This window comes from Halorientalis brevis (assembly GCF_042678165.1).
Lineage (GTDB): Archaea > Halobacteriota > Halobacteria > Halobacteriales > Haloarculaceae > Halorientalis > Halorientalis brevis.
Genome location: NZ_JBHUDJ010000011.1, coordinates 98,324 through 116,066 on the forward strand (window position 1 = coordinate 98,324; position 17,743 = coordinate 116,066).

General features: G+C 61.0%; 15 protein-coding genes. 6 read left to right on the top strand and 9 right to left on the bottom strand.

What is annotated here, in order from left to right; genetic code table 11:
• Positions 1–120: 120 nt before the first annotated feature.
• The 4 genes from ACFR9U_RS15495 to ACFR9U_RS15510 all read right to left on the bottom strand — a co-directional run bounded on the left by ACFR9U_RS15495 (position 121) and on the right by ACFR9U_RS15510 (position 4,634).
• A complete protein-coding gene (locus tag ACFR9U_RS15495) occupies positions 121–729 on the bottom strand; it encodes a DUF7344 domain-containing protein (RefSeq protein WP_247381411.1) in 609 nt (202 codons plus the stop codon).
• Between the two features lie 436 nt (positions 730–1,165).
• Positions 1,166–2,554, bottom strand: a complete 1,389-nt coding sequence (locus ACFR9U_RS15500) for a nucleotide sugar dehydrogenase (protein ID WP_247381409.1) — start codon at positions 2,552–2,554, stop codon at positions 1,166–1,168.
• A gap of 3 nt (positions 2,555–2,557) precedes the next feature.
• Positions 2,558–3,529 carry a Gfo/Idh/MocA family protein gene (locus ACFR9U_RS15505; RefSeq protein ID WP_247381407.1) on the bottom strand — a complete coding sequence of 324 codons (972 nt, stop codon included), beginning with the start codon at positions 3,527–3,529 and terminating at the stop codon, positions 2,558–2,560.
• Positions 3,522–4,634, bottom strand: a complete 1,113-nt coding sequence (locus ACFR9U_RS15510; RefSeq protein WP_247381406.1) for a DegT/DnrJ/EryC1/StrS family aminotransferase — start codon at positions 4,632–4,634, stop codon at positions 3,522–3,524. Before ACFR9U_RS15510 ends, ACFR9U_RS15505 begins: the two co-directional genes overlap by 8 nt.
• Before the next feature lie 539 nt (positions 4,635–5,173).
• Between ACFR9U_RS15510 and ACFR9U_RS15515 the strand changes: the two genes are divergently transcribed.
• Positions 5,174–5,722 (top strand): DUF7344 domain-containing protein, encoded by a 549-nt coding sequence (locus ACFR9U_RS15515; RefSeq protein WP_247381404.1) that lies wholly within the window; start codon positions 5,174–5,176, stop codon positions 5,720–5,722.
• Between the two features lie 131 nt (positions 5,723–5,853).
• Here the strand turns inward: ACFR9U_RS15515 and ACFR9U_RS21400 are convergent, their stop codons facing one another.
• Positions 5,854–6,045, bottom strand: a complete 192-nt coding sequence (locus tag ACFR9U_RS21400; RefSeq protein WP_428222021.1) for a DUF7563 family protein — start codon at positions 6,043–6,045, stop codon at positions 5,854–5,856.
• A gap of 458 nt (positions 6,046–6,503) precedes the next feature.
• On the opposite strand from ACFR9U_RS21400, the gene ACFR9U_RS15520 reads away from it, so the two are divergent.
• From ACFR9U_RS15520 to ACFR9U_RS15530, 3 genes are all read left to right on the top strand, one after another.
• The gene (locus ACFR9U_RS15520; RefSeq protein WP_247381543.1) at positions 6,504–6,779 is read left to right on the top strand and encodes a winged helix-turn-helix domain-containing protein; all 276 of its coding nucleotides are present in this window, start codon (positions 6,504–6,506) and stop codon (positions 6,777–6,779) included.
• 602 nt (positions 6,780–7,381) lie between these two features.
• The gene (rdfA, locus tag ACFR9U_RS15525) at positions 7,382–8,035 is read left to right on the top strand and encodes a rod-determining factor RdfA (protein ID WP_247381402.1); all 654 of its coding nucleotides are present in this window, start codon (positions 7,382–7,384) and stop codon (positions 8,033–8,035) included.
• Between the two features lie 168 nt (positions 8,036–8,203).
• The gene (locus ACFR9U_RS15530; protein WP_247381400.1) at positions 8,204–10,150 is read left to right on the top strand and encodes an archaea-specific SMC-related protein; all 1,947 of its coding nucleotides are present in this window, start codon (positions 8,204–8,206) and stop codon (positions 10,148–10,150) included.
• A gap of 9 nt (positions 10,151–10,159) precedes the next feature.
• Here the strand turns inward: ACFR9U_RS15530 and ACFR9U_RS15535 are convergent, their stop codons facing one another.
• Positions 10,160–11,089 carry an NAD-dependent epimerase/dehydratase family protein gene (locus tag ACFR9U_RS15535; protein WP_247381398.1) on the bottom strand — a complete coding sequence of 310 codons (930 nt, stop codon included), beginning with the start codon at positions 11,087–11,089 and terminating at the stop codon, positions 10,160–10,162.
• 258 nt (positions 11,090–11,347) lie between these two features.
• Here ACFR9U_RS15535 and ACFR9U_RS15540 point away from each other — a divergent pair, with 258 nt between their 5' ends.
• Both ACFR9U_RS15540 and ACFR9U_RS15545 read left to right on the top strand, forming a co-directional pair.
• Positions 11,348–12,451: a DegT/DnrJ/EryC1/StrS family aminotransferase gene (locus ACFR9U_RS15540; RefSeq protein WP_247381396.1), complete on the top strand. Its 1,104-nt coding sequence runs from the start codon at positions 11,348–11,350 to the stop codon at positions 12,449–12,451.
• The gene (locus tag ACFR9U_RS15545) at positions 12,448–13,458 is read left to right on the top strand and encodes a Gfo/Idh/MocA family protein (protein ID WP_247381395.1); all 1,011 of its coding nucleotides are present in this window, start codon (positions 12,448–12,450) and stop codon (positions 13,456–13,458) included. Before ACFR9U_RS15540 ends, ACFR9U_RS15545 begins: the two co-directional genes overlap by 4 nt.
• A 96-nt stretch (positions 13,459–13,554) precedes the next feature.
• Here ACFR9U_RS15545 and ACFR9U_RS15550 read toward each other — a convergent pair whose 3' ends face one another.
• Genes ACFR9U_RS15550 through ACFR9U_RS15560 form a run of 3 tightly spaced genes read right to left on the bottom strand, consistent with a single transcriptional unit; the run spans position 13,555 to position 17,678 of the window.
• Entirely contained in the window at positions 13,555–14,340 is a 786-nt protein-coding gene (locus ACFR9U_RS15550) for a methionyl-tRNA formyltransferase (RefSeq protein WP_247381392.1), read from the bottom strand.
• 60 nt (positions 14,341–14,400) lie between these two features.
• Complete coding sequence (locus ACFR9U_RS15555; RefSeq protein ID WP_247381390.1) at positions 14,401–15,870, bottom strand: flippase; 1,470 nt, start codon at positions 15,868–15,870, stop codon at positions 14,401–14,403.
• Positions 15,867–17,678 carry a hypothetical protein gene (locus tag ACFR9U_RS15560; RefSeq protein ID WP_247381388.1) on the bottom strand — a complete coding sequence of 604 codons (1,812 nt, stop codon included), beginning with the start codon at positions 17,676–17,678 and terminating at the stop codon, positions 15,867–15,869. Before ACFR9U_RS15560 ends, ACFR9U_RS15555 begins: the two co-directional genes overlap by 4 nt.
• Positions 17,679–17,743 lie beyond the last annotated feature (65 nt).

The following is a 17,743-nucleotide window of genomic DNA, read 5'->3' on the forward strand; positions in this document are numbered from 1 at the left end:
ATTCGATGCCAGCTCTCGAACGATTGTCTGGTTCAGACCCAGCTTGTGCTTCTTCTAACTCGCTCACAAACGATTAGCGGAGTTACAGCTAAACGATACCTTCAAACGAGATAGATCGGCTTACTCGTTGGTATCGCGCTCTGAGACGGTCTGGAGAACGGAAGCCGCCGCAATGGCGACACAGAGGCCGCCGAGTGCTGCAGTTTGTAGCAGTGCAGGCTGACCGAACACGACCGTCAGGAGGAAGAGGCCGACTCCGAAGGCACTGATACCGATGTAGTACTTGTACCACTTCCGGCCGCCAGCGTCGTCGTTATCGAGGTACTCGTAGAGCTGTGGCGCGTTCGGACCGAGGTCGACGATACCACGGTTCTGATTGAACTCGACGATCTCCATGTCTGCCATCTTCGGGAGGTGACACTGATACAGACCGACGTACACGCGTTTGCGCTGGCTAGACGTGATCGACGCGATGTCCGTATCGTTCTCGAGGGCAGCAATGTGCTCTGCCAGATCACTAAGCGTGACCTGTTGTTCGTGTTCTCTGAGATATCGTATGACTTCTCGTCGGCGTCGATTTTTCAGCACTTCGAAAATTAGGTCGAGGGAAAGCTGCGTCTCCGCTGACGACTCCGCTGCTTCGATGTCATCGTCGGCATTATTGTCTGCTTCCGGTTCCTCAATCGACTGTGTGGAAGGTCCGTTTGACCCCGTTTCTTTCGTGCTCATGCACTTATCACCCATCTCTCGTTTTTACGCACGATTCCCCACCCACTTTCCGTGTTGTATCTGTGGAACGAGTTCGCATTCGCTCCTTTATTCAGGGTTGGTCTTCCCCTATGAGTTCCATCTCGTGGGAACGGTTGGATTTCTTCGCTGCATCTACTTCGTCCATTGGCAGGCACTTAATTGTTATTTGTCGTCTAAAACACGATTGGAAGTATCGACAGTATAGTTCCGATTAAGTAGGTTTTTCTGCCTAATCGGCTCGAACTGAGACTATTTTTTTCGATTTCGATAGCACTCTCACGGATCGCGTTGCTCTTTTACGAAGTTTGTGTGGGTGATGGTGTCATACGACACGGTAGAGGTCCGTTGTCACCGCTATAGCCTTTCCGTACGGGCCCCCGAAAGCTATGGTCTCAAATCAGTTGGCAGTGTAGTATCAAGAACTGTAATTACTATCGTCTGATACCGGGTCGCCAACGCCGATCGTGTACACCGGGTGACCGTCTACTCGGTCCGAGAGCGCATCACGTCCATCGACGACGACGACGTCTTCGAACGCGCTCCACGGGAGCGACTCGAACTCATCGTGATCAGTGGCCAGAACAACTGCATCGAAATCGTGCTCCGGCAGTTCGTCGAGGGCGATCTCCGCCACGGGGTACTGCTCTAGCTCCACGATGGGATCGACGGCCGCGACGTCGATCCCTCGTTCGTCGAGCAGTTCGGCGATCGCAAGCCCGGGCGATTCGCGTGTTTCTTCGACACCGGGGCGATACGCGACGCCGAGGACGACGACGGAGGCGTCGTCGACGGTGCGTCCGTTCTCGGCGAGCGCTTCCCGAAGCTTTCGGACAGTGAACGCGGGCATCGAATCGTTCACGTCCCGGGCGGTGCGGAGCAGCGGCGTCTCGGTCTCGAACGGTTCGATCAGGAAGTAGGGATAGTACGGGATGCAGTGACCGCCGACCCCGGGACCGGGGCGGTGAATATCGCAGTACGGCTGAGTGTTCGCCGTTTCGATCGCTTCGATAACGTCCGTCCCGAGTTCGTCGGCCATCGTCGCGAGTTCGTTCGCCAGAGCGATGTTGACGTCCCTGTACACGCCTTCGAACACCTTGACACACTCAGCAGTCGTCGCGTCGGCGACGGCGTGAATCTCGTTGTTCGAGACCTCGTCGTAGAGCACACTTGCTGCACGCGTACTCTCGTCGTCGACGCCGCCGACGACTTTCGGGTACGCCCCGCGGATATCCTTGAGGGCACGTCCGCTCGACGTTCGTTCCGGGCAGAACGCGACGCCGAACTCCCCGAGTTCCAGCTCACTCTCCCGCTCTAAAACCGGGACGACGACGTCCCGACAGGTCCGAGGCGGGACCGTCGATTCCACGCAGACGAGATCACCCGGAGATAGCCCCCGGCCGATCGACTCGGCGACCGCACGGAGCGTCGCCAGGTCCGGTGTTCCGTCTTCGACTAACGTCGGGACGATAATGACGTGGATCGCTGCGTCCGTGGCTGCGGCAGTGGGATCACTGACTGCGGAGAGGGACCCGTCCTCGACGGTCGTTTCGATCGCCTCCGGAAGACCCGGCTCGCCGTCGACGGGACAGGTACCGCTGTTGACCGATTCGACGACCGACGGATCGATGTCAGCGCCGGTCGTGTTCCCGGTCACCTCCGCGAACACGGCAGCGAGTGGCAGCCCCATCTTGCCGAGGCCGTACACGGCGACCGGAACGTCACCGTTACGCAGTGCTGATCGCTGGTCTGTACTCTCGAGTGAACTCTCGTATAACGAATATCGATCGCTTGTTCGTGTGTGCATACCTCATCTCCTGACGACGGGGTCGTCAGTTATGGTCCGTTCTTGGATCTGGCGGGCGATCTGGAGCGCAGCGAGACCGTCCTCCCCAGACACTGGCGGCTCTGTGCCCTCTCGGACGGCAGTGACGAACGCTTCTAACTCCTCGCGGAGCGGTTCGCCGTTCTCGATCGTCGGCCGTTCGATGATGCTTTCGTGGCGATATCGGAGGTCGCCGTCGCTCTCGTAATACTCGGGGACGGAGTGGCGATGGATCTGAACGGTCTGGTTTTCGTAGTCCACGTTGACGCGACAGTCCTCCGCTGTGACGGCTAGATCACGGATTTTCTCTTGCGTGACACGACTGGCCGTGAGGTTGCCCACGACGCCGTTCGCGAACTCGACCTGTGCGGTCACGTGGTTCCCGTCGCGAGTGCTCATCGCCGTCACGTCCGAGATGTCACTGCCCATGATCGCGGTGAGAACGTCGATGTCGTGGATCATCAGGTCCAACACGACGCCGTCCTTCGAGTCCCGGTCGACCGGCGGCCCGAGTCGGCGAACGTCGACGGCGATCACGTCGAGATCCGTGACGATGTCGGTCACTGCCTGCACGGCCGGATTGAAGCGCTCGATGTGGCCGACCTGGAGACGGACGTCCTGCTCGCGCGCCTTGTTGACGAGATCGCGGCCTTCCTGGAGGTCTCGCACGAACGGTTTCTCGATGAGGACGTGAACGCCGGCGTCGATCGCCTCGCTCGCTACCTCGTGGTGATACCGGGTCGGTACGGCGATCGACACGACGTCACATCGGTCGATGACCTCGTCTCTGTCTCGGGGAACGGTGCCGTACTTCGTCGCGATCTGCGTCGCGCGGTCGTCGTCCGCGTCGGCAATGCCGGTGAGTCGCACGCCGGGAATCTCCTTGTACACGCGCGCGTGATGTTGCCCCATCTTCCCGACGCCGATAACGCCCGCATTGATTTTCTGCTCAGTCATGGTTCGTGTGGCGAGTGATGATTCGCGCGATCGCTTCGAGGTCGCTGTCGGTGCAGTTCGGGTGGACGGGCAGCGACAGCACTTCGTCCGTGGCACGCTCTGCGACTGGGGCGGCGGTGTCGACGTCCGCGTAGGCCGGCTGTTCGTGAATCGGCGTCGGATAGTAGACGCCCGTATCGATGCCAGCAGCCGAGAGCGCCTCCTGTAGCTCGTCGCGGTTCTGCGTCCGGATCGTGTACTGGTGGTAGACGTGTCGCCGCTCCGTCGGCTCGACCGGGGGAATGACGGCCGTGTCTTCGAGAAGGTCCGTGAGCTTGGCTGCGTTCGCGCGCCGGGCCCGGTTGAAACTGGGTAACTTCTCTAACTGGACCAGACCGATCGCGGCCGCGACGTTCGTCATCCGGAAGTTGTGGCCGACTTCGACGTGGTGATGTGACCCGTCTCGCCCGTGGTTGATGAACTGTGCGACGCGCTCTGCGACGTCGTCGCGGTCGGTGACGACGGCGCCTCCCTCGCCCGTCGTCATGTTTTTCGTCGGATAGAAGCTGAAACACCCGGCGTCGCCGATCGAGCCCACGTGGCGGCCGCTGTGGCGTGCACCGTGTGCCTGTGCGGCGTCTTCGACGAGGACGAGATCGTGTTCGTTTGCGATCTCCTGGAGGTGGTTCATCGCCGCTGGCAATCCGTAGAGATGAACGGCGAGTATCCCGTCGACGTTGCCGTCCAAATCGCGGATGGTCGCTTCGACGGCGTGGGGGTCGAGGTTGTAGGTTTCGGGGTCGATATCGGCGAACACTGGCTCTGCACCACACAACCTGATCGCGTTCGCGGAGGCGACGAACGAGAGCGGGGTCGTGATGACCCTATCACCGTCGCCGATACCGAGCGCGCGGAGGGCCGCGTGGAGGGCTGTGGTTCCGTTGCTCGTCGCGACGGCGCGGTCCGTCCCACAGAAGTCGGCAAAGGTGCGCTCGAAGTTCGTGACGGTTTCACCGGACGCGAGGCGGCCGGATTCGATGATCTCGGCGACCCTGCCGGACTCGCGGCTGTCGAGTTCTGGATCCGCGATCGAAACGGACTGGACTTGTTCGTTTTCAGTTGCCATGTTCGTCCTCCCTTACGCTGCGTAGCCCGCCTCCAAATTCGGGCCTCTCGGCTAAGGGTGAGATTTGACTATCAGCCGCTCGGAACGTCTCTGGCAGTGTCGATACGCCATGAAACTGCTGGCCGGAGTCGATACGCTGCCCGCCGGTGATCAATCCTGGGGACCTCATGATTCGAAAGCGTCAGCGTAGATGGTGCTGACACGGCCGAATCCTGGCGGACTGATTCCTTTGTTATGCGGACCCTTGGCGTCGGATAGGAGTCTGCTTCTCTGGCCGTCACTTACCACGTGACCGATGTGGCACCAGCCGGTAACAGACTCTTCGCCAAATATGATAATTGATGAAAATATTACTACAGAATACCCGGAAGACAGGACTGAGCTGCGATATTTCGGGTATGTATCCGTAGGTTACCGTATGAAAGGACGTTGTAACAAAGGAAAAAGGCGGGGATGTCCGTGTACGTCAAGTCGAACCTCATGAACGAATATCCAGTGGCGTGCAGTCGAGATCACGACTGACAGGGGATTGCTCCTTGATGGTACAGGAACAGGACGAACTGACTCAGGATCTCGTTTTCGATATCCTCAGTAGTCCGCGGCGTCGCTACGTCCTGTACTATCTGAGGAAAACCGGTGAGCCAGTCGCACTTAACGACCTCGCAGAACACGTCGCTGCCTGGGAAAACGAGACGACAGTCGAAGAACTGTCTGACCAGGAACGGAAACGAGTGTATGTTTCACTCTACCAAACACATATCCCGAAGTTGGACTCCGTCGGTATCGTCGATTACGACCAGCAAAGTGGACTCGTCGAACTGACCGATCGCGTCCATCGGATCGACGATTATCTCACCGAGTCGAGCAGTCCGATCCCGTGGCAACAGTTCTACCTGGCGCTCGCTGTCGTCAGCGCGATCATGTTGGCGCTCGTCTGGCTCGACGTGTGGATCTTCGCGACGATTCCCGCCGTCGTCGTCGGCGTCGTCATCACGACTGGGTTCGCCATCTCGGCGAGTGCGCACTATCTCTACTGGCGCTCACAGCGCAGACAGGTGCCAGGAGAGCTGCAGGATCGAGGTGGCTAGCGACCGTGGCGGCAGTGGGGCGGCCGTGGAGAGGCGACTGTCAGGATGAGGCTGCAAACGACACTGCGAACTAACCGGATGTCGGCCACGCAAGAATAAGTACAGCGGGTGTCGATCAGATCGGCGGTGCCCTATTCGTGTACGACGCCGCTTCCAGTGCGCAACGCGCGCATGGTGGAGCACTCCAGGCACGCGTACACGTGGTCCTGGTTGTTCCCGAACACTCTGGCAAACGCGCTAGTGACGTAGCTGCCACAGTTCTGGCATCGTGTTGTGGTCTCGTCTGGGCTCTCGTCGATTGCTTCTCCGAATTCCACGCTCATGCTCGATAGGCACGTGGTCGGGGGGGTGCTTTGTTATAACTCGACTATACCACTGTTTTGACTTTTGTCAGACCTTACTTGTTCGATACGCATGATTATCCGCTGGGGGAGCCAGAGGGCACTGAGACGACACATATGAGGAAACTAGACACTCTATATGAAACCCATAACTGGACAATCGTTTCGACGAGTATCCGAGTTCAACTGCGTGGTGCGTTGAGAATTTGTCGCCGAGTGTGCAATAAGGGGGACAAAATTATTGGGGGTGACGACGAATAGATGGCAAGTCAGCCGAGAACACCCACCCTCCCGGAATTCGATGTCGTGGTCGGATGCCCAGTGGGGTATCTTGGGGGTGGTCGCGGCACTGGTTGACTATCGATGGTTATGACGGGGATGAGCTCGCGAAGGAACTCGCCACGGCCTGCCGGGGCCACAACGTACAGTATCCCAATGCAATGAACTCAGACTGGGACGACGTCAGTTTCGTTATCAGTTCACAGTATCGAATCGCGGTCCTGAGACGTCTCGCGGACGGGCCAGCGACACCCTCGAGAATCGCCAACGACGCCGACCTCGGAATCGCTCACATCTCGCGTGCCCTTCAGGGGCTGCGGGATCGCGATCTCGTCGAACTACTCGTCTCCGAAGATCGCCGAAAAGGGCGAGTCTATGGAGTCACCGAGAAGGGGAGTCAGGTCTGGCAGAAAATCGAGGCCGAAAACATGGTGTAACTCTCTAATTTCCTGTCGCCCCACCCGACGTACCGAGAGACCGCGGTGGTGTCGTGGACTTATTCCCCTGCCCGAGTGTCGTCGCTCTCTTCACTTTCCTCAGGAACCAACTGGTCCGGCGTCCGCTCGTGCATCGGCGTCTGCGCGAATTCAGTGATCCGTTGCCACTCACTATCTGTCAGCCGTCCTTGCATACGCCACGTATTTACAGCCAAGATGGCTTAGTAATACTGGTCTTAGTTCACAGGTAACAGATTCGTACTCGGTATTTTCGAGGGACGGCCCTCCAAAAACACGTTCTCAACCAGTGATAGTATGTCTGTGAGTGAATACCATATTGTTGTTCTCTAACTGGCTCGGAGCGATGCCGGACTACTGCGACCTTGATACATCAGTCCTTTCCGCCTGTACTGCCGGTTTTCCGGATGATTTCCCCGAGTAATTACCACCGAATCGCGGGTTCGGAGACTCCCAGCGCTGCTCGCGACGATACGGGCGAACCGTCTCTGACGACGAGAGTAGCGCGTGCGAGACACCTGAATGGCGGCCGCTGGGTTGCTAACTCCGGAATCGTTTTGATGGAACAGTTTGTTGGCATTACTGTGACTGGTGACGAGTCGTCCGGTGAGTCTGGCGGTGCCCGCTGTGACTGTAAGGTAGGACGCGGCCTCGACGAGTACGACCTGCCCTCGCTGAACGAAGAGCTGGTTCGGCGATGGCAGGGCGACGGGAACGACAGGACGAGTCTTCGAGAGCTCGCTACCGTCTACAACCAACGCATCCTCGCTGCGGCGCTCGACCGCGCTGGCGCATCGCGACTCGATGGTGAAGTTGCGAACTTCTATCGGCTCCTGACCGACGACGACGTGAGTACGGGGATCAAGACCCAGACGCGGCGGCAACTGGAGTCGGAAGGTGTCCCGCTCGAAGACGTCGAGACCCAGTTCGTGTCCCATCAGACGATCCATACACATCTCACCGACTGCCTCGACGTGACGCGCGACGACACGCGGGCGGACCCTGCCGAACGCAGGCGCGCTGACCGCGACCGAATCCGGGCACTACAGCACCGGACGGAAGTCGTGACGACTGACGCGCTCGAGCGACTTCGCGGAGCGGACGCCCTCGAAATCGGCGACTTCGACGTTCTCGTCGACGTCTCTGTTCTCTGTGCGGACTGCAGTAGACAGTACGACGTCGGTGAACTCCTGGCCGAAGGCGGCTGTTCGTGCCAGTCTTCGTCCGCGCGTGAGTAGTCGCTGTTTAGATCGTGGGACCAACCCGTCTGCATCCTGAACCGCTTTACAACTATACTGATGTAAAACTATAGCCGATCGATGCGACTCGTTCCTAAGTGCTAGCTATAGTTGGCGTTCGTGAACTGTAACATAAGACTATAGGCCAGTAGCCTCTTGTTTCCGGACATGAACTCGGTCGGGACGACGAGTAACGTGGCTGTCGCCGTCGAGAACGTCGGCGGAATCGAGGAAGAATCGCTCTCGTTTGCGCCCGGAGTAACGGTGCTGACTGGAAAGAACGCGACGAACCGAACCTCTTTGTTGCAATCGCTGATGGCGGCGGTGGGAAGCGACAACGTCTCGCTCAAATCCGACGCGGAGCAGGGTGAGGTCACGCTCTCGCTCGACGGTGAGACGTACACGCGGACGCTCGTGCGCGAGGACGGACGAATTCGGACCAGTGGCGATCCGTATCTCGACGACGCGGAGCTCGCGGACCTCTTCGCGTTTCTCCTCGAATCGAACGAGGCCAGACAGGCCGTCCGACGCGGCGCGGACCTCAGGGAACTCATCATGCGACCGGTGGACACGGACGCGATCCGAGCCGAGATCGAACGCCTGGAAGCCGAAAAACGACGACTCGACGACGAACTCGCAGAGCTCGCTGATCTCGAGGAGGAACTCCCCGGATTGGAGGAACGGCGGACGAACATCGAATCGGACATCGCTGACCAGGAGGCGACGCTCGAACAGAAGCGATCCGCGCTCGACGCGCTCGACGCGTCGCTCGAAGATTCGAAGGAGAAACAGGAGCAACTGGACGCGAAACTCACCGAACTCGAAACTGCCAGGACCGATCTGGAAGGGAAGCAAACGCGGCTCTCGACCGAACGGGCCAGCATCGAGTCCTTGCGGGAAGAGCGAACGGACCTCGAAGCAGACCTCGACGACGTCCCCGACGGCATCGCCGACAGGATCGACCAACTCGACGCTGAATTGGACCGCGTCCGCGAACACAAACAGTCGCTCGATGCCACGATTACCCAACTCGGACAGGTGATCCAGTTCAACGAATCGGTCGTCGACGGCGAGTCGGACGCGGTGCTGGACGCACTCGACGCCGACGGCGAGGGCGAGTCAGTCACTGACCAACTGCTGGCAGACGACGGGGACGTTGTGTGCTGGACCTGTGGCTCCGAGGTAGCGCAGTCGAGCATCACGAACACGCTGGAAACCCTTCGCACGCTCCGACAGGAGAAAGTCACCGTGCGTCGGGACTGTCAGGCAGACATCGACGAGTTGCAGGCCGAGAAACGAGACCTCGAAGACGAACGAGCCGAGCGGGAGCGCCTCCAACGTCGACTCGACGACGTCGACGACGAAATCGAGCAGCGACAGGAGGCCGTCGCGACGCTCGAAAGCGAGATCGAGTCGCTCGAAGCAACGATCGAAGAACTCGAAGCGGCCGTCCAGCAACGGGAGTCCGAGCAGTACGACGACGTGCTGGAGCGTCACCGCGAGGTAAACGAAGCCGAGTTCGAACTGGAGTCGTTGCAGGACGACCTCGCCGACGTCGAGGCGGAGATCGAGCGGATCGAGGCGGAGATCGACCGCCGTTCGGACCTCGAAGACCGACGCGAATCGGTCGCAGCGGAACTGACCGAACAGCGGACGAAAATCGACCGACTGGAAGCCGACGTGGTCGACATATTCAACGAGGAGATGGCTGCCGTCCTCTCCTTGCTCGATTACGACAACATCGAACGGATCTGGATCGAACGGCGGGAACGAGAGAGCGGGGGGCGCCGAACGGAGACGGAACACGTGTTCGATCTACACGTGGTTCGGGGCAGCACCGACGGCGCGGCCTACGAGGACAGGATCGAGCACTTGAGCGAGAGCGAACGCGAGGTCGCCGGACTCGTGTTCGCGCTCGCGGGGTATCTCGCACACGACGTGTACGAGTCGGTCCCGTTCATGCTGCTCGATTCGCTGGAGGCGATCGACGCCGAGCGGATCGCCGACCTCATCGAGTATCTGAGCGAGTACACGCCCAATCTCGTCGTCGCGTTGCTCGAAACCGACGCGGCCGCTGTGGATCAGCAGTACGAACGAATCGAGATGGGCGCGTAAACGGACGGCTCACAGCACTGCCGTCGAGTCTGCGATCGAAGTGAGCCCCTCACGGAGGGCCACTGACGGCTCGTAGCCCAATCGGCGGCGCGCCTTGCTGACGTCCGCACAGCTTTCGGGAATATCGCCCGCTCGCCGGTCTCGATGGACGATCTCGGCCGTCGACCCAGTCACGTCGCGAATCAGTTCAGCCAGTTCGCGGATCGAGATCGTCTCGCCGGTGCCGATGTTGTAGGCATCGCCGGTGTGTTCAGTCGTGGCGGCGAGCAGATTTGCCCGGACCACGTCGTCGACGTGGACGAAATCCCTCGTCTGCGTTCCGTCACCCTCGACCGTGATCGGGCCGCCGTCGTGGGCCTGCTCGAGGAAGATGCTGATGACGCCGCTATAATCGCCGTGACCCTGCCGGGGACCGTAGACGTTGAAGTATCGAAGGACGACGGTCGGGAGGTCGTACAGTTCGTCGAACCGCTGGACGTGGTGATCGGTGGCGAGTTTCGAGATTCCGTAGGGGGACGTCGGCCGCTTTCGGGCGGTCTCCGTAATCGGGATCTCGTCGGGTGTCCCGTAGATCGCAGCGGACGAGGGGACGATGACGCGAGCGTCTTCCATCCGGGCGTGATCGAGTACTGAAAGCGTCCCGGCGGTGTTTATCTCCTGGCAGGCTCGCGGCTTCGTGACGGATTCCTCGACGCTGACCATGGCGGCGTGGTGGAACACGAACTCGACGTCCTGCATGGCCCTGCTCAGCGTGCCGTCGTCGCGAACGTCTCCTTCGATGACCTCCACGTCGGTGGGGAGGTTCATGCGACTCCCGTTCGAGAAGTCATCGAGGACTCGAACCTGGTTGTTCGTGGCGAGCGACTCGACGATGTGACTCCCGATGAAGCCGGCCCCGCCAGTGACGAGGACGGTCCGGTCCGTGAGGGTCGATTGCATAGTAGAGGCAGGCACCCCGGTTGCCGAATTGGGGGCGGACCGGCGCTCCGGGGCGCGAGTGGCTGTTCCAGAACGGCAAGTAAAGTTATCCGTACGGTAGAACCGGCGGGAGAGGGTCTGAATGTAGTAATCCCCGAATACTCAATCGTGTCTCGGTCCCAGTATCATTCGTTTCTGCGGGAGCTAGATTCTCCCTTCTCTCGCCGTAGCGCACGTATTCTAGGCATAACAAACTGTGATTGCTCGAACCGAGGTTGTATGAGCGAACCCGTCGCTTTCACCGATATTTACGTCGACGAATCTATCGTTGATCGGGTAACCGACGTACTCCGGAGCGAACGGTACGTCAAGGGCCCGATGGTCGAACAGTTCGAGTCGGCCTTCGCCGACTTCTGTGAGACTGACCACGCCGTCGGCGTGGCGAGCGGAACCGACGCCATCTACCTCGCGCTCAAAGCCGCGGGAATCGGACCCGGGGACGACGTCCTGGTCCCGGCGCACACGTTCTTCGCGTCGGTCAGCCCCGTGGTCGAACTCGGGGCGAACCCCGTGTTCGTCGACATCGACCCGGTCACGTACACGATGGGCGCGCTGGACCTGGAGGAGAAAGTCGCCGACGCCGACAATCCCCAGGCCGTCGTTCCGGTTCACATCTACGGTCACCCGGCCGAGATGCACTCGATCGCGAACGTGGCCCGGAAGCACGGTCTCACGCTGGTCGAGGACTGCTGCCAGGCCCACGGGGCGACGTATCGAGGCGATCCCGTGGGGAGTTTCGGCGACGCCGGGTGTTTCAGCTTCTACCCCTCGAAGAACATGACCGTCGCCGGCGACGGCGGGATGCTGGTCACCGACGACGACGACCTCGCAGCGGAGGCCCGCGCGATGCGCAACCACGGACGCGACGACACCGGTGAACACGTCCGACTCGGGCTGAACCACCGGCTCAGCGAACTCCACGCAGCCGTCGGGTTCGAGCAACTGGAGCACATCGACGACTGGAACCAACAGCGCCGAGACGCGGCCAGGCGATACAACGACCGCCTCTCGGACGTGAGTAGCGTCAAAGCCCCCAACGAGCGCTCAGACGTGGAACACGTCTATCACCTGTACGTCGTCCACGTGGCCGACCGCGACGACCTGCAGGAAACGCTCGAAGCGGACGGCATCGAAACGGGCATCCACTACGAGACTCCGGTCCACCAGCACCCGGCGATTCGGCGCCACCTCGACACGATTCCAAGTTTGACTCGCACCGAGACGTTGACCGACCGCATCCTCTCGCTCCCGATGCATCCGCGGATCACCGATGAGGAGATCGACAGGGTCTGCGCCGCGATCGAACGGCACTACGAAGAATGAACTACGGTATCGTCGGGACGGGCTACTGGGGCAAAAACCACGTTCGCGTCGCGTCCGAACTCGCAGCGGACGGCGTTCTCGACGACGTCGTCGTCTGTGACGTCGATCGGGAACGGGCGGTCGAACTCGCCGAGCGGTTCGACCTCGACTACTGCACGGACTACCGGGACGTGGACGTCGACGCCGCGTCGCTCGCGACGCCGTCGACGACCCACGAGCAGATTGCGACCGACCTCCTCGCGTCGGGGACGGACCTACTCGTCGAGAAACCGCTCGCGCTGGACGCAGACGCGGCGTGGAACATCGTCGAGACTGCCGAGGAGTACGACCGGACGCTCGGCGTGGGCCACATCTTCCGGTACCATCCAGCGCTCACGGAACTGAAGCAGTGGATCGACGACGGCAAACTCGGCGAGATCAAGTACCTGCACACCGCGCGGTTCGCGTTCGAAGTTCCGCGTGAGACGACCGGCGTCCTCTACTCGCTCGCCGTCCACGACGTGGACATCTACAACTACCTCCTGGACCGGCAGCCGACGCGAGTCTACTGTAATCGGGATTCGCACCTGCGCGACGGCATCGACGAGACGGCGACCGTGGAACTCGAATACGGTGATACCAGAGGCGTCATCCACTCGTCGTGGCAGATCCCCGTCTTCGGCAAACGGCGCGACCTCGCGGTCATCGGCACGGACGCGGCCGCGTACGTGGACTACCCGAGCGACACGGAGATCGAACTGTACGAGACGAGCGTCGCGGATCTCGGCGACGGGCAACTCGAACTCCGTAACGACGGGCCCACTGTCCACGAGATGCCCGAACGGGAACCGCTCAAGGCCGAAATCCAGTCGTTCATCGACGCCACTGCCGCGAACCGGGACCCGCTGGCGAGCGGCACTATCGGTGCCCAGACAGTCGAAATCCTCGAACGAGCCAAGCACTCGGACGAGAGCGACGAAGTACTCTCGCTTTCACCGACGAACTCCCTGACGACGAGAACGTCGTAGTCAGTACCGTTCTGTGTTGTAAGGCTGATCGGGCGCTTTTCTTGTGTGTATACAAAATAATGCTCTGTATACAGTCAGAAATATGCAACTCTCGCGTCAGCCGTCGTAGTCGGAGGCCGTGAGGTACACTTTGCGCCCGTCGAGATAGGTCCAGGCTGGTTCGTGCGGTGGGAAATCGAGCGCGCGGATCTTGTCGTAGATGGCCAGTTCCGTCTCCGTGTCCGCGCCGCGGAACTCGTCGATGGGAATCTCTTTCTCACCGTCCAGACTCTCCTTGGTGTAGAAGTATCGCTTTCCGTCGTACTCCTCCTGGGGCGTCGCCATGTCGGTGACGTGTCCAGTCGCGATGGCGGGGAGCATCTCTTCGAAGAGCTGTATCGAGGCGGCTCTGGTTCGCTCGTACAGCGACCGGGCGGTGTCGGATTCGGTGATGGGGACGAACTTGCGGTCGACGATGTCGCCGGCGTCGACCTTCGGTTCCATGAAGTGAAGGGTCGTGCCGTGTCGCCAGTGTTCGTCGTCTCTGGCGTTCATGATGGAGTGGCTGAAGACGTTGCTGCCCCGGTAGCGCGGCAGTTCCGCCTGGTGGAGGTTGAGAGCGCCGTCCTCCGGGTGGTCGAGCAGATCCGGCCCGAGGATGTTCGGGTAGTAGACGCTGAGGATGTAGTCGAGGTCCAGGTCGAGGACGCGCTCTTCCTCGTCGAGCGTTGCGATGGGATAGCCGAGTTCCAGCGCACGATCGTGGACGGACCCTTCCCACCAGGCGTCGTGATCCCGTGGATAGGTGACGACGAGTTCGGTCTCGATCTCGTCGGCGTCGGCGAGGCGTTCGAGACAGGCCAGCCCGAGCGGATGACTCCCGAAGAACGCTATCGATGTCATGCTGTCTGTCACCGCAAGAAATCCCCGCGGGTTTTGTTATGGACCGCTTTTGTGATACTTCTAGGCGAGGAAGCTCCGGACCTCTGCCAGGTCGAGGAGTCCGCTCGCGATCGAGAGGATTCCCCAGACGACGATCCCCGTCAGGACTGCCCCGAAGAGGCTCAGGAAGCCGCTAACGTGAGGGATGACGAGGCTCACAGTTCCGCCCATCACGAGGGCAATGACGCTGATGCGGCCACATTGTCTGAGCAGGTAGTCGACTCGGAGGTCCAGTTCGCGGTGGATGTAGTAGACGTTCACGGCGGTGTACGTCGAGTAGGTCACGAGCGTCGCGATGGCAGCGCCGACGACGCCGAACGGGGGGATGAGCGCGAAGTTCAACACGACGTTCCCGATGGCGGTCGTCCCCCGCGCGATTGCCCGAATCCTGGCGAGACCGAGGTAGTCCAACCCGTTGCCGGTGATCTTGTGGATCGCCCGGACGATGATGAAGACGCTGAACAGTTGCAACACCGGGACGGCACCGAGATAGTCGGTGCCGAAGATGATGCGTACTGCGGGTTCAGCCACGAGGAGCAGGCCGACGGCGGCCGGCAGGTAGAGCAACAGGATGTTCTCCATCGACCGCTCGTAGAGGGTGGCTGCGCGGTCGGCGTCGTCGCCGGCGCTCTGTTCGCCGATGGCCGGCGAGATAGTAAACCCCAGCGAGGTCGCCGGCGCGATACAGAAGTCCGCGATCTGGGCCGCCAACGTGTAGTAGCCCACGGCCACCGGGCCGATGAGCGCGCCGATGATGACCTTGTCCACGCGACTGTCGAGGATGACGCTGACGCGCGTCGCAGCGGTCGGAATGCTGTATTCGAGAATCCGTCGCTTGAGTCCCGCAGCGCGCTCGGTCGCGCGATCGTATCCGATCAGGACGTTGTTCTTGAGGACGTAGAACCCGACGGCTGCGGCGACGAGATACCCCGTGAGATAGCCCGCGAGCGCACCGGCAGCACCGAACCCGAGGACGACGAACAGCACCGCGAACAGCACGCGACCCCCGCCGTTGACTGCGCTGATGACTGCGCTGTACTCGACGCGGTTGAACCCCTGGAACACGTTCGTGAGATACGTGAACAGCGCTCGGGCGGCCACGTAGCCGCCCCCGATGAGGAGCAGCGGGGCGACGGCCGGGTTCCCGAGTAGATCGGCGAGTTGGGTGTGGATCAGGACGATCACGACGCCGACGACGATAGTCAGCGCCACCAGGATGGCGAGCGAGATGCGGATGATGTGGGGAATCTGCATCTCGTCGCTGGCCGAGTACTCGGCGATGTATCGCCCCGTCGCTTTCGGGAGGCCGAGCGTCCCGAACATGGAGCCGATACTGAGGACCGAGATGGCGAAGTACAACAGTCCGTAATCGCCGGGATCCAGGAGGTACCGGGTCAACAGGAACAACAGCACCGCGTTAGACGCGACGTAGATGAGGCGCGCCCCGAGGAACGCTTTGACGCCTCGTGAGATGCGCTCACTGAGGCTCATTCTTGTTCGTCGATGTAGTACAACCTGAAGTCACCGTTCGACCGGACGCGGTGGATGCCCGGGGTGGTTCTGAGCCCCCGGAACCCCTTCGTGGAGTACTCGAACCCGTCGTACAGGGCGACCTGGGTTTGTCGATCCTGGGCCGTCACCGGGACGTACCTGTCCCGATCGTAGTGTTGGGTCATGTTGTTCCCCCACACCGATGGCGGGATGGATTCCTCGTACCCTTCGAAGACCGCACCGCTCGGGGTCCGTTTGTCCTCTCTCGACGTGCCGTAGATCGCGTCGATGTACCGTTTGGGGCCGCCGTCGATACCCGTGAACCAGACCTCGGAATCGCGGGAATCGAAGGTGTTGGCGTACCCGGTCATGGTCATCTTGGTGACCTGGTCGGAACTCCGGTAGATGTAGGGCGATTCGTGGACGTGCGCGGCCTGCATCGCCAGGAAAATACCGAACACGACGACTGCGACTGTCTGCACCGCCCGCCACGACCCCCACGGGATGCTGAAAGGAATCCCCTCCAGGACGCCGACGATCGCGAGGACGGTCACGACGACCATGATCGCGCCCAGATACCGAAACGGATACACGGAGACGCTCGCGGCGAAAAAGAGGAGGAACGTGACGCCGAGGAAACCCAGACCGAACGAGAGGTAGCGGAGCGTCGTCCCCTGGACCGGGTCGTCGTCGAGGCGGCCGAGCACCGCCAGCAACGCGACGAAGCCGGCGATCACCGAGAAGATGAACGCGACGAGGAATATCTTCACGAACAGCTCTTCGATGCTGCCGCCGAGGATCGCGAGCGACGTCGTCCGGCCGGTCACCTCGTCGCCGACGGCTTCCGTTCCGCCGATCAATCCGTTGACGAACGATTGCACTGCGGACCCTGATCGGTCGAACCGCATAGTCCAGGCGAGAAACGCCAGGAAGACGAACGCGAACTGAAAGTAGAACGGCCGCTGGTTACTGACCGGATGGTCCCGCTTGAACAGGCGATAGAGGAACTGGACCGCGACGATCCCGCCGAACAGCAGCAGCACGCTGCTGGCCTGTTGGGGGTGGAGCACGACGATGGTGAGGGACGTGAGCGCCAGGAGGGCGCCGACGGACGTCACTGAACGCGGGAACGAGTCGTCCGGGAGCGTGACGTACTTGATGGCGAGATACAGCATGAGCGGGATGAAGAAGATCGCCTGTGCGGTCGGATACGGGAGGTGAAAGACGCTGACGTTGTTGATGGGGAGCAAGAGGAGAGCGGCGACGAACCCCGTGACGACCGCCCAGCGTGAGTCGGTCAACTCCCGAACGCACAGCGGGACGAAAACGACGAAGACGGCGGTAAAGATGAGGACCACGTACTGCATGGCCCGCGTCAACTCGACGTCCAGGACCGACTTGACGAACACGGAGGTCGTGTGGATGCCTGGATACATGATGTTGAACGGGCTGAGACTGCCGTCGTCGATCAGTCTGGCCCATCCGAGGTGACTCAGGGAGTCACCCGGACCGTAGAAGTAGTAGTTTCTGACGATGGGGAGCCCGAGAATGGCGAACACGGACAGTCCGAGGAGCGCGAGCGCTGCGAGTCTGATGCGGCGGGTGACTGCCCCGTGATAGGCGACGAACAGGCCGATGAGAACCGCCATGCCGACGCCGAGCCAGAAGGCGTTCGGCGTGGCCGCGTAAATGTCGAGTTCGTAGTGACGGCCGGGGGCGGCCCACGCACTGAGGACACCGATCGCGAAGGCGAGGAATCCGGCGGCGAGCAACACCCGCTGGTGCCAGGCTGGACTATACTCCGACATCTCGTGGTCCCTCCAGTACGTCCGACGACCGTCCGGTGGAACTGTCGTGAACAGTGGCTCGACGT

What these genes read in the sequence shown, in the direction of transcription:
- ACFR9U_RS15495 (WP_247381411.1), bottom strand. Translation starts at nt 729, where the DNA reads ATGAGCACGAAAGAAACGGGGTCAAACGGACCTTCCACACAGTCGATT.
- ACFR9U_RS15500 (WP_247381409.1), bottom strand. Translation starts at nt 2,554, where the DNA reads ATGCACACACGAACAAGCGATCGATATTCGTTATACGAGAGTTCACTC.
- ACFR9U_RS15505 (WP_247381407.1), bottom strand. Translation starts at nt 3,529, where the DNA reads ATGACTGAGCAGAAAATCAATGCGGGCGTTATCGGCGTCGGGAAGATG.
- ACFR9U_RS15510 (WP_247381406.1), bottom strand. Translation starts at nt 4,634, where the DNA reads ATGGCAACTGAAAACGAACAAGTCCAGTCCGTTTCGATCGCGGATCCA.
- ACFR9U_RS15515 (WP_247381404.1), top strand. Translation starts at nt 5,174, where the DNA reads ATGGTACAGGAACAGGACGAACTGACTCAGGATCTCGTTTTCGATATC.
- ACFR9U_RS21400 (WP_428222021.1), bottom strand. Translation starts at nt 6,045, where the DNA reads ATGAGCGTGGAATTCGGAGAAGCAATCGACGAGAGCCCAGACGAGACC.
- ACFR9U_RS15520 (WP_247381543.1), top strand. Translation starts at nt 6,504, where the DNA reads ATGAACTCAGACTGGGACGACGTCAGTTTCGTTATCAGTTCACAGTAT.
- ACFR9U_RS15530 (WP_247381400.1), top strand. Translation starts at nt 8,204, where the DNA reads ATGAACTCGGTCGGGACGACGAGTAACGTGGCTGTCGCCGTCGAGAAC.
- ACFR9U_RS15535 (WP_247381398.1), bottom strand. Translation starts at nt 11,089, where the DNA reads ATGCAATCGACCCTCACGGACCGGACCGTCCTCGTCACTGGCGGGGCC.
- ACFR9U_RS15540 (WP_247381396.1), top strand. Translation starts at nt 11,348, where the DNA reads ATGAGCGAACCCGTCGCTTTCACCGATATTTACGTCGACGAATCTATC.
- ACFR9U_RS15545 (WP_247381395.1), top strand. Translation starts at nt 12,448, where the DNA reads ATGAACTACGGTATCGTCGGGACGGGCTACTGGGGCAAAAACCACGTT.
- ACFR9U_RS15550 (WP_247381392.1), bottom strand. Translation starts at nt 14,340, where the DNA reads ATGACATCGATAGCGTTCTTCGGGAGTCATCCGCTCGGGCTGGCCTGT.
- ACFR9U_RS15555 (WP_247381390.1), bottom strand. Translation starts at nt 15,870, where the DNA reads ATGAGCCTCAGTGAGCGCATCTCACGAGGCGTCAAAGCGTTCCTCGGG.
- ACFR9U_RS15560 (WP_247381388.1), bottom strand. Translation starts at nt 17,678, where the DNA reads ATGTCGGAGTATAGTCCAGCCTGGCACCAGCGGGTGTTGCTCGCCGCC.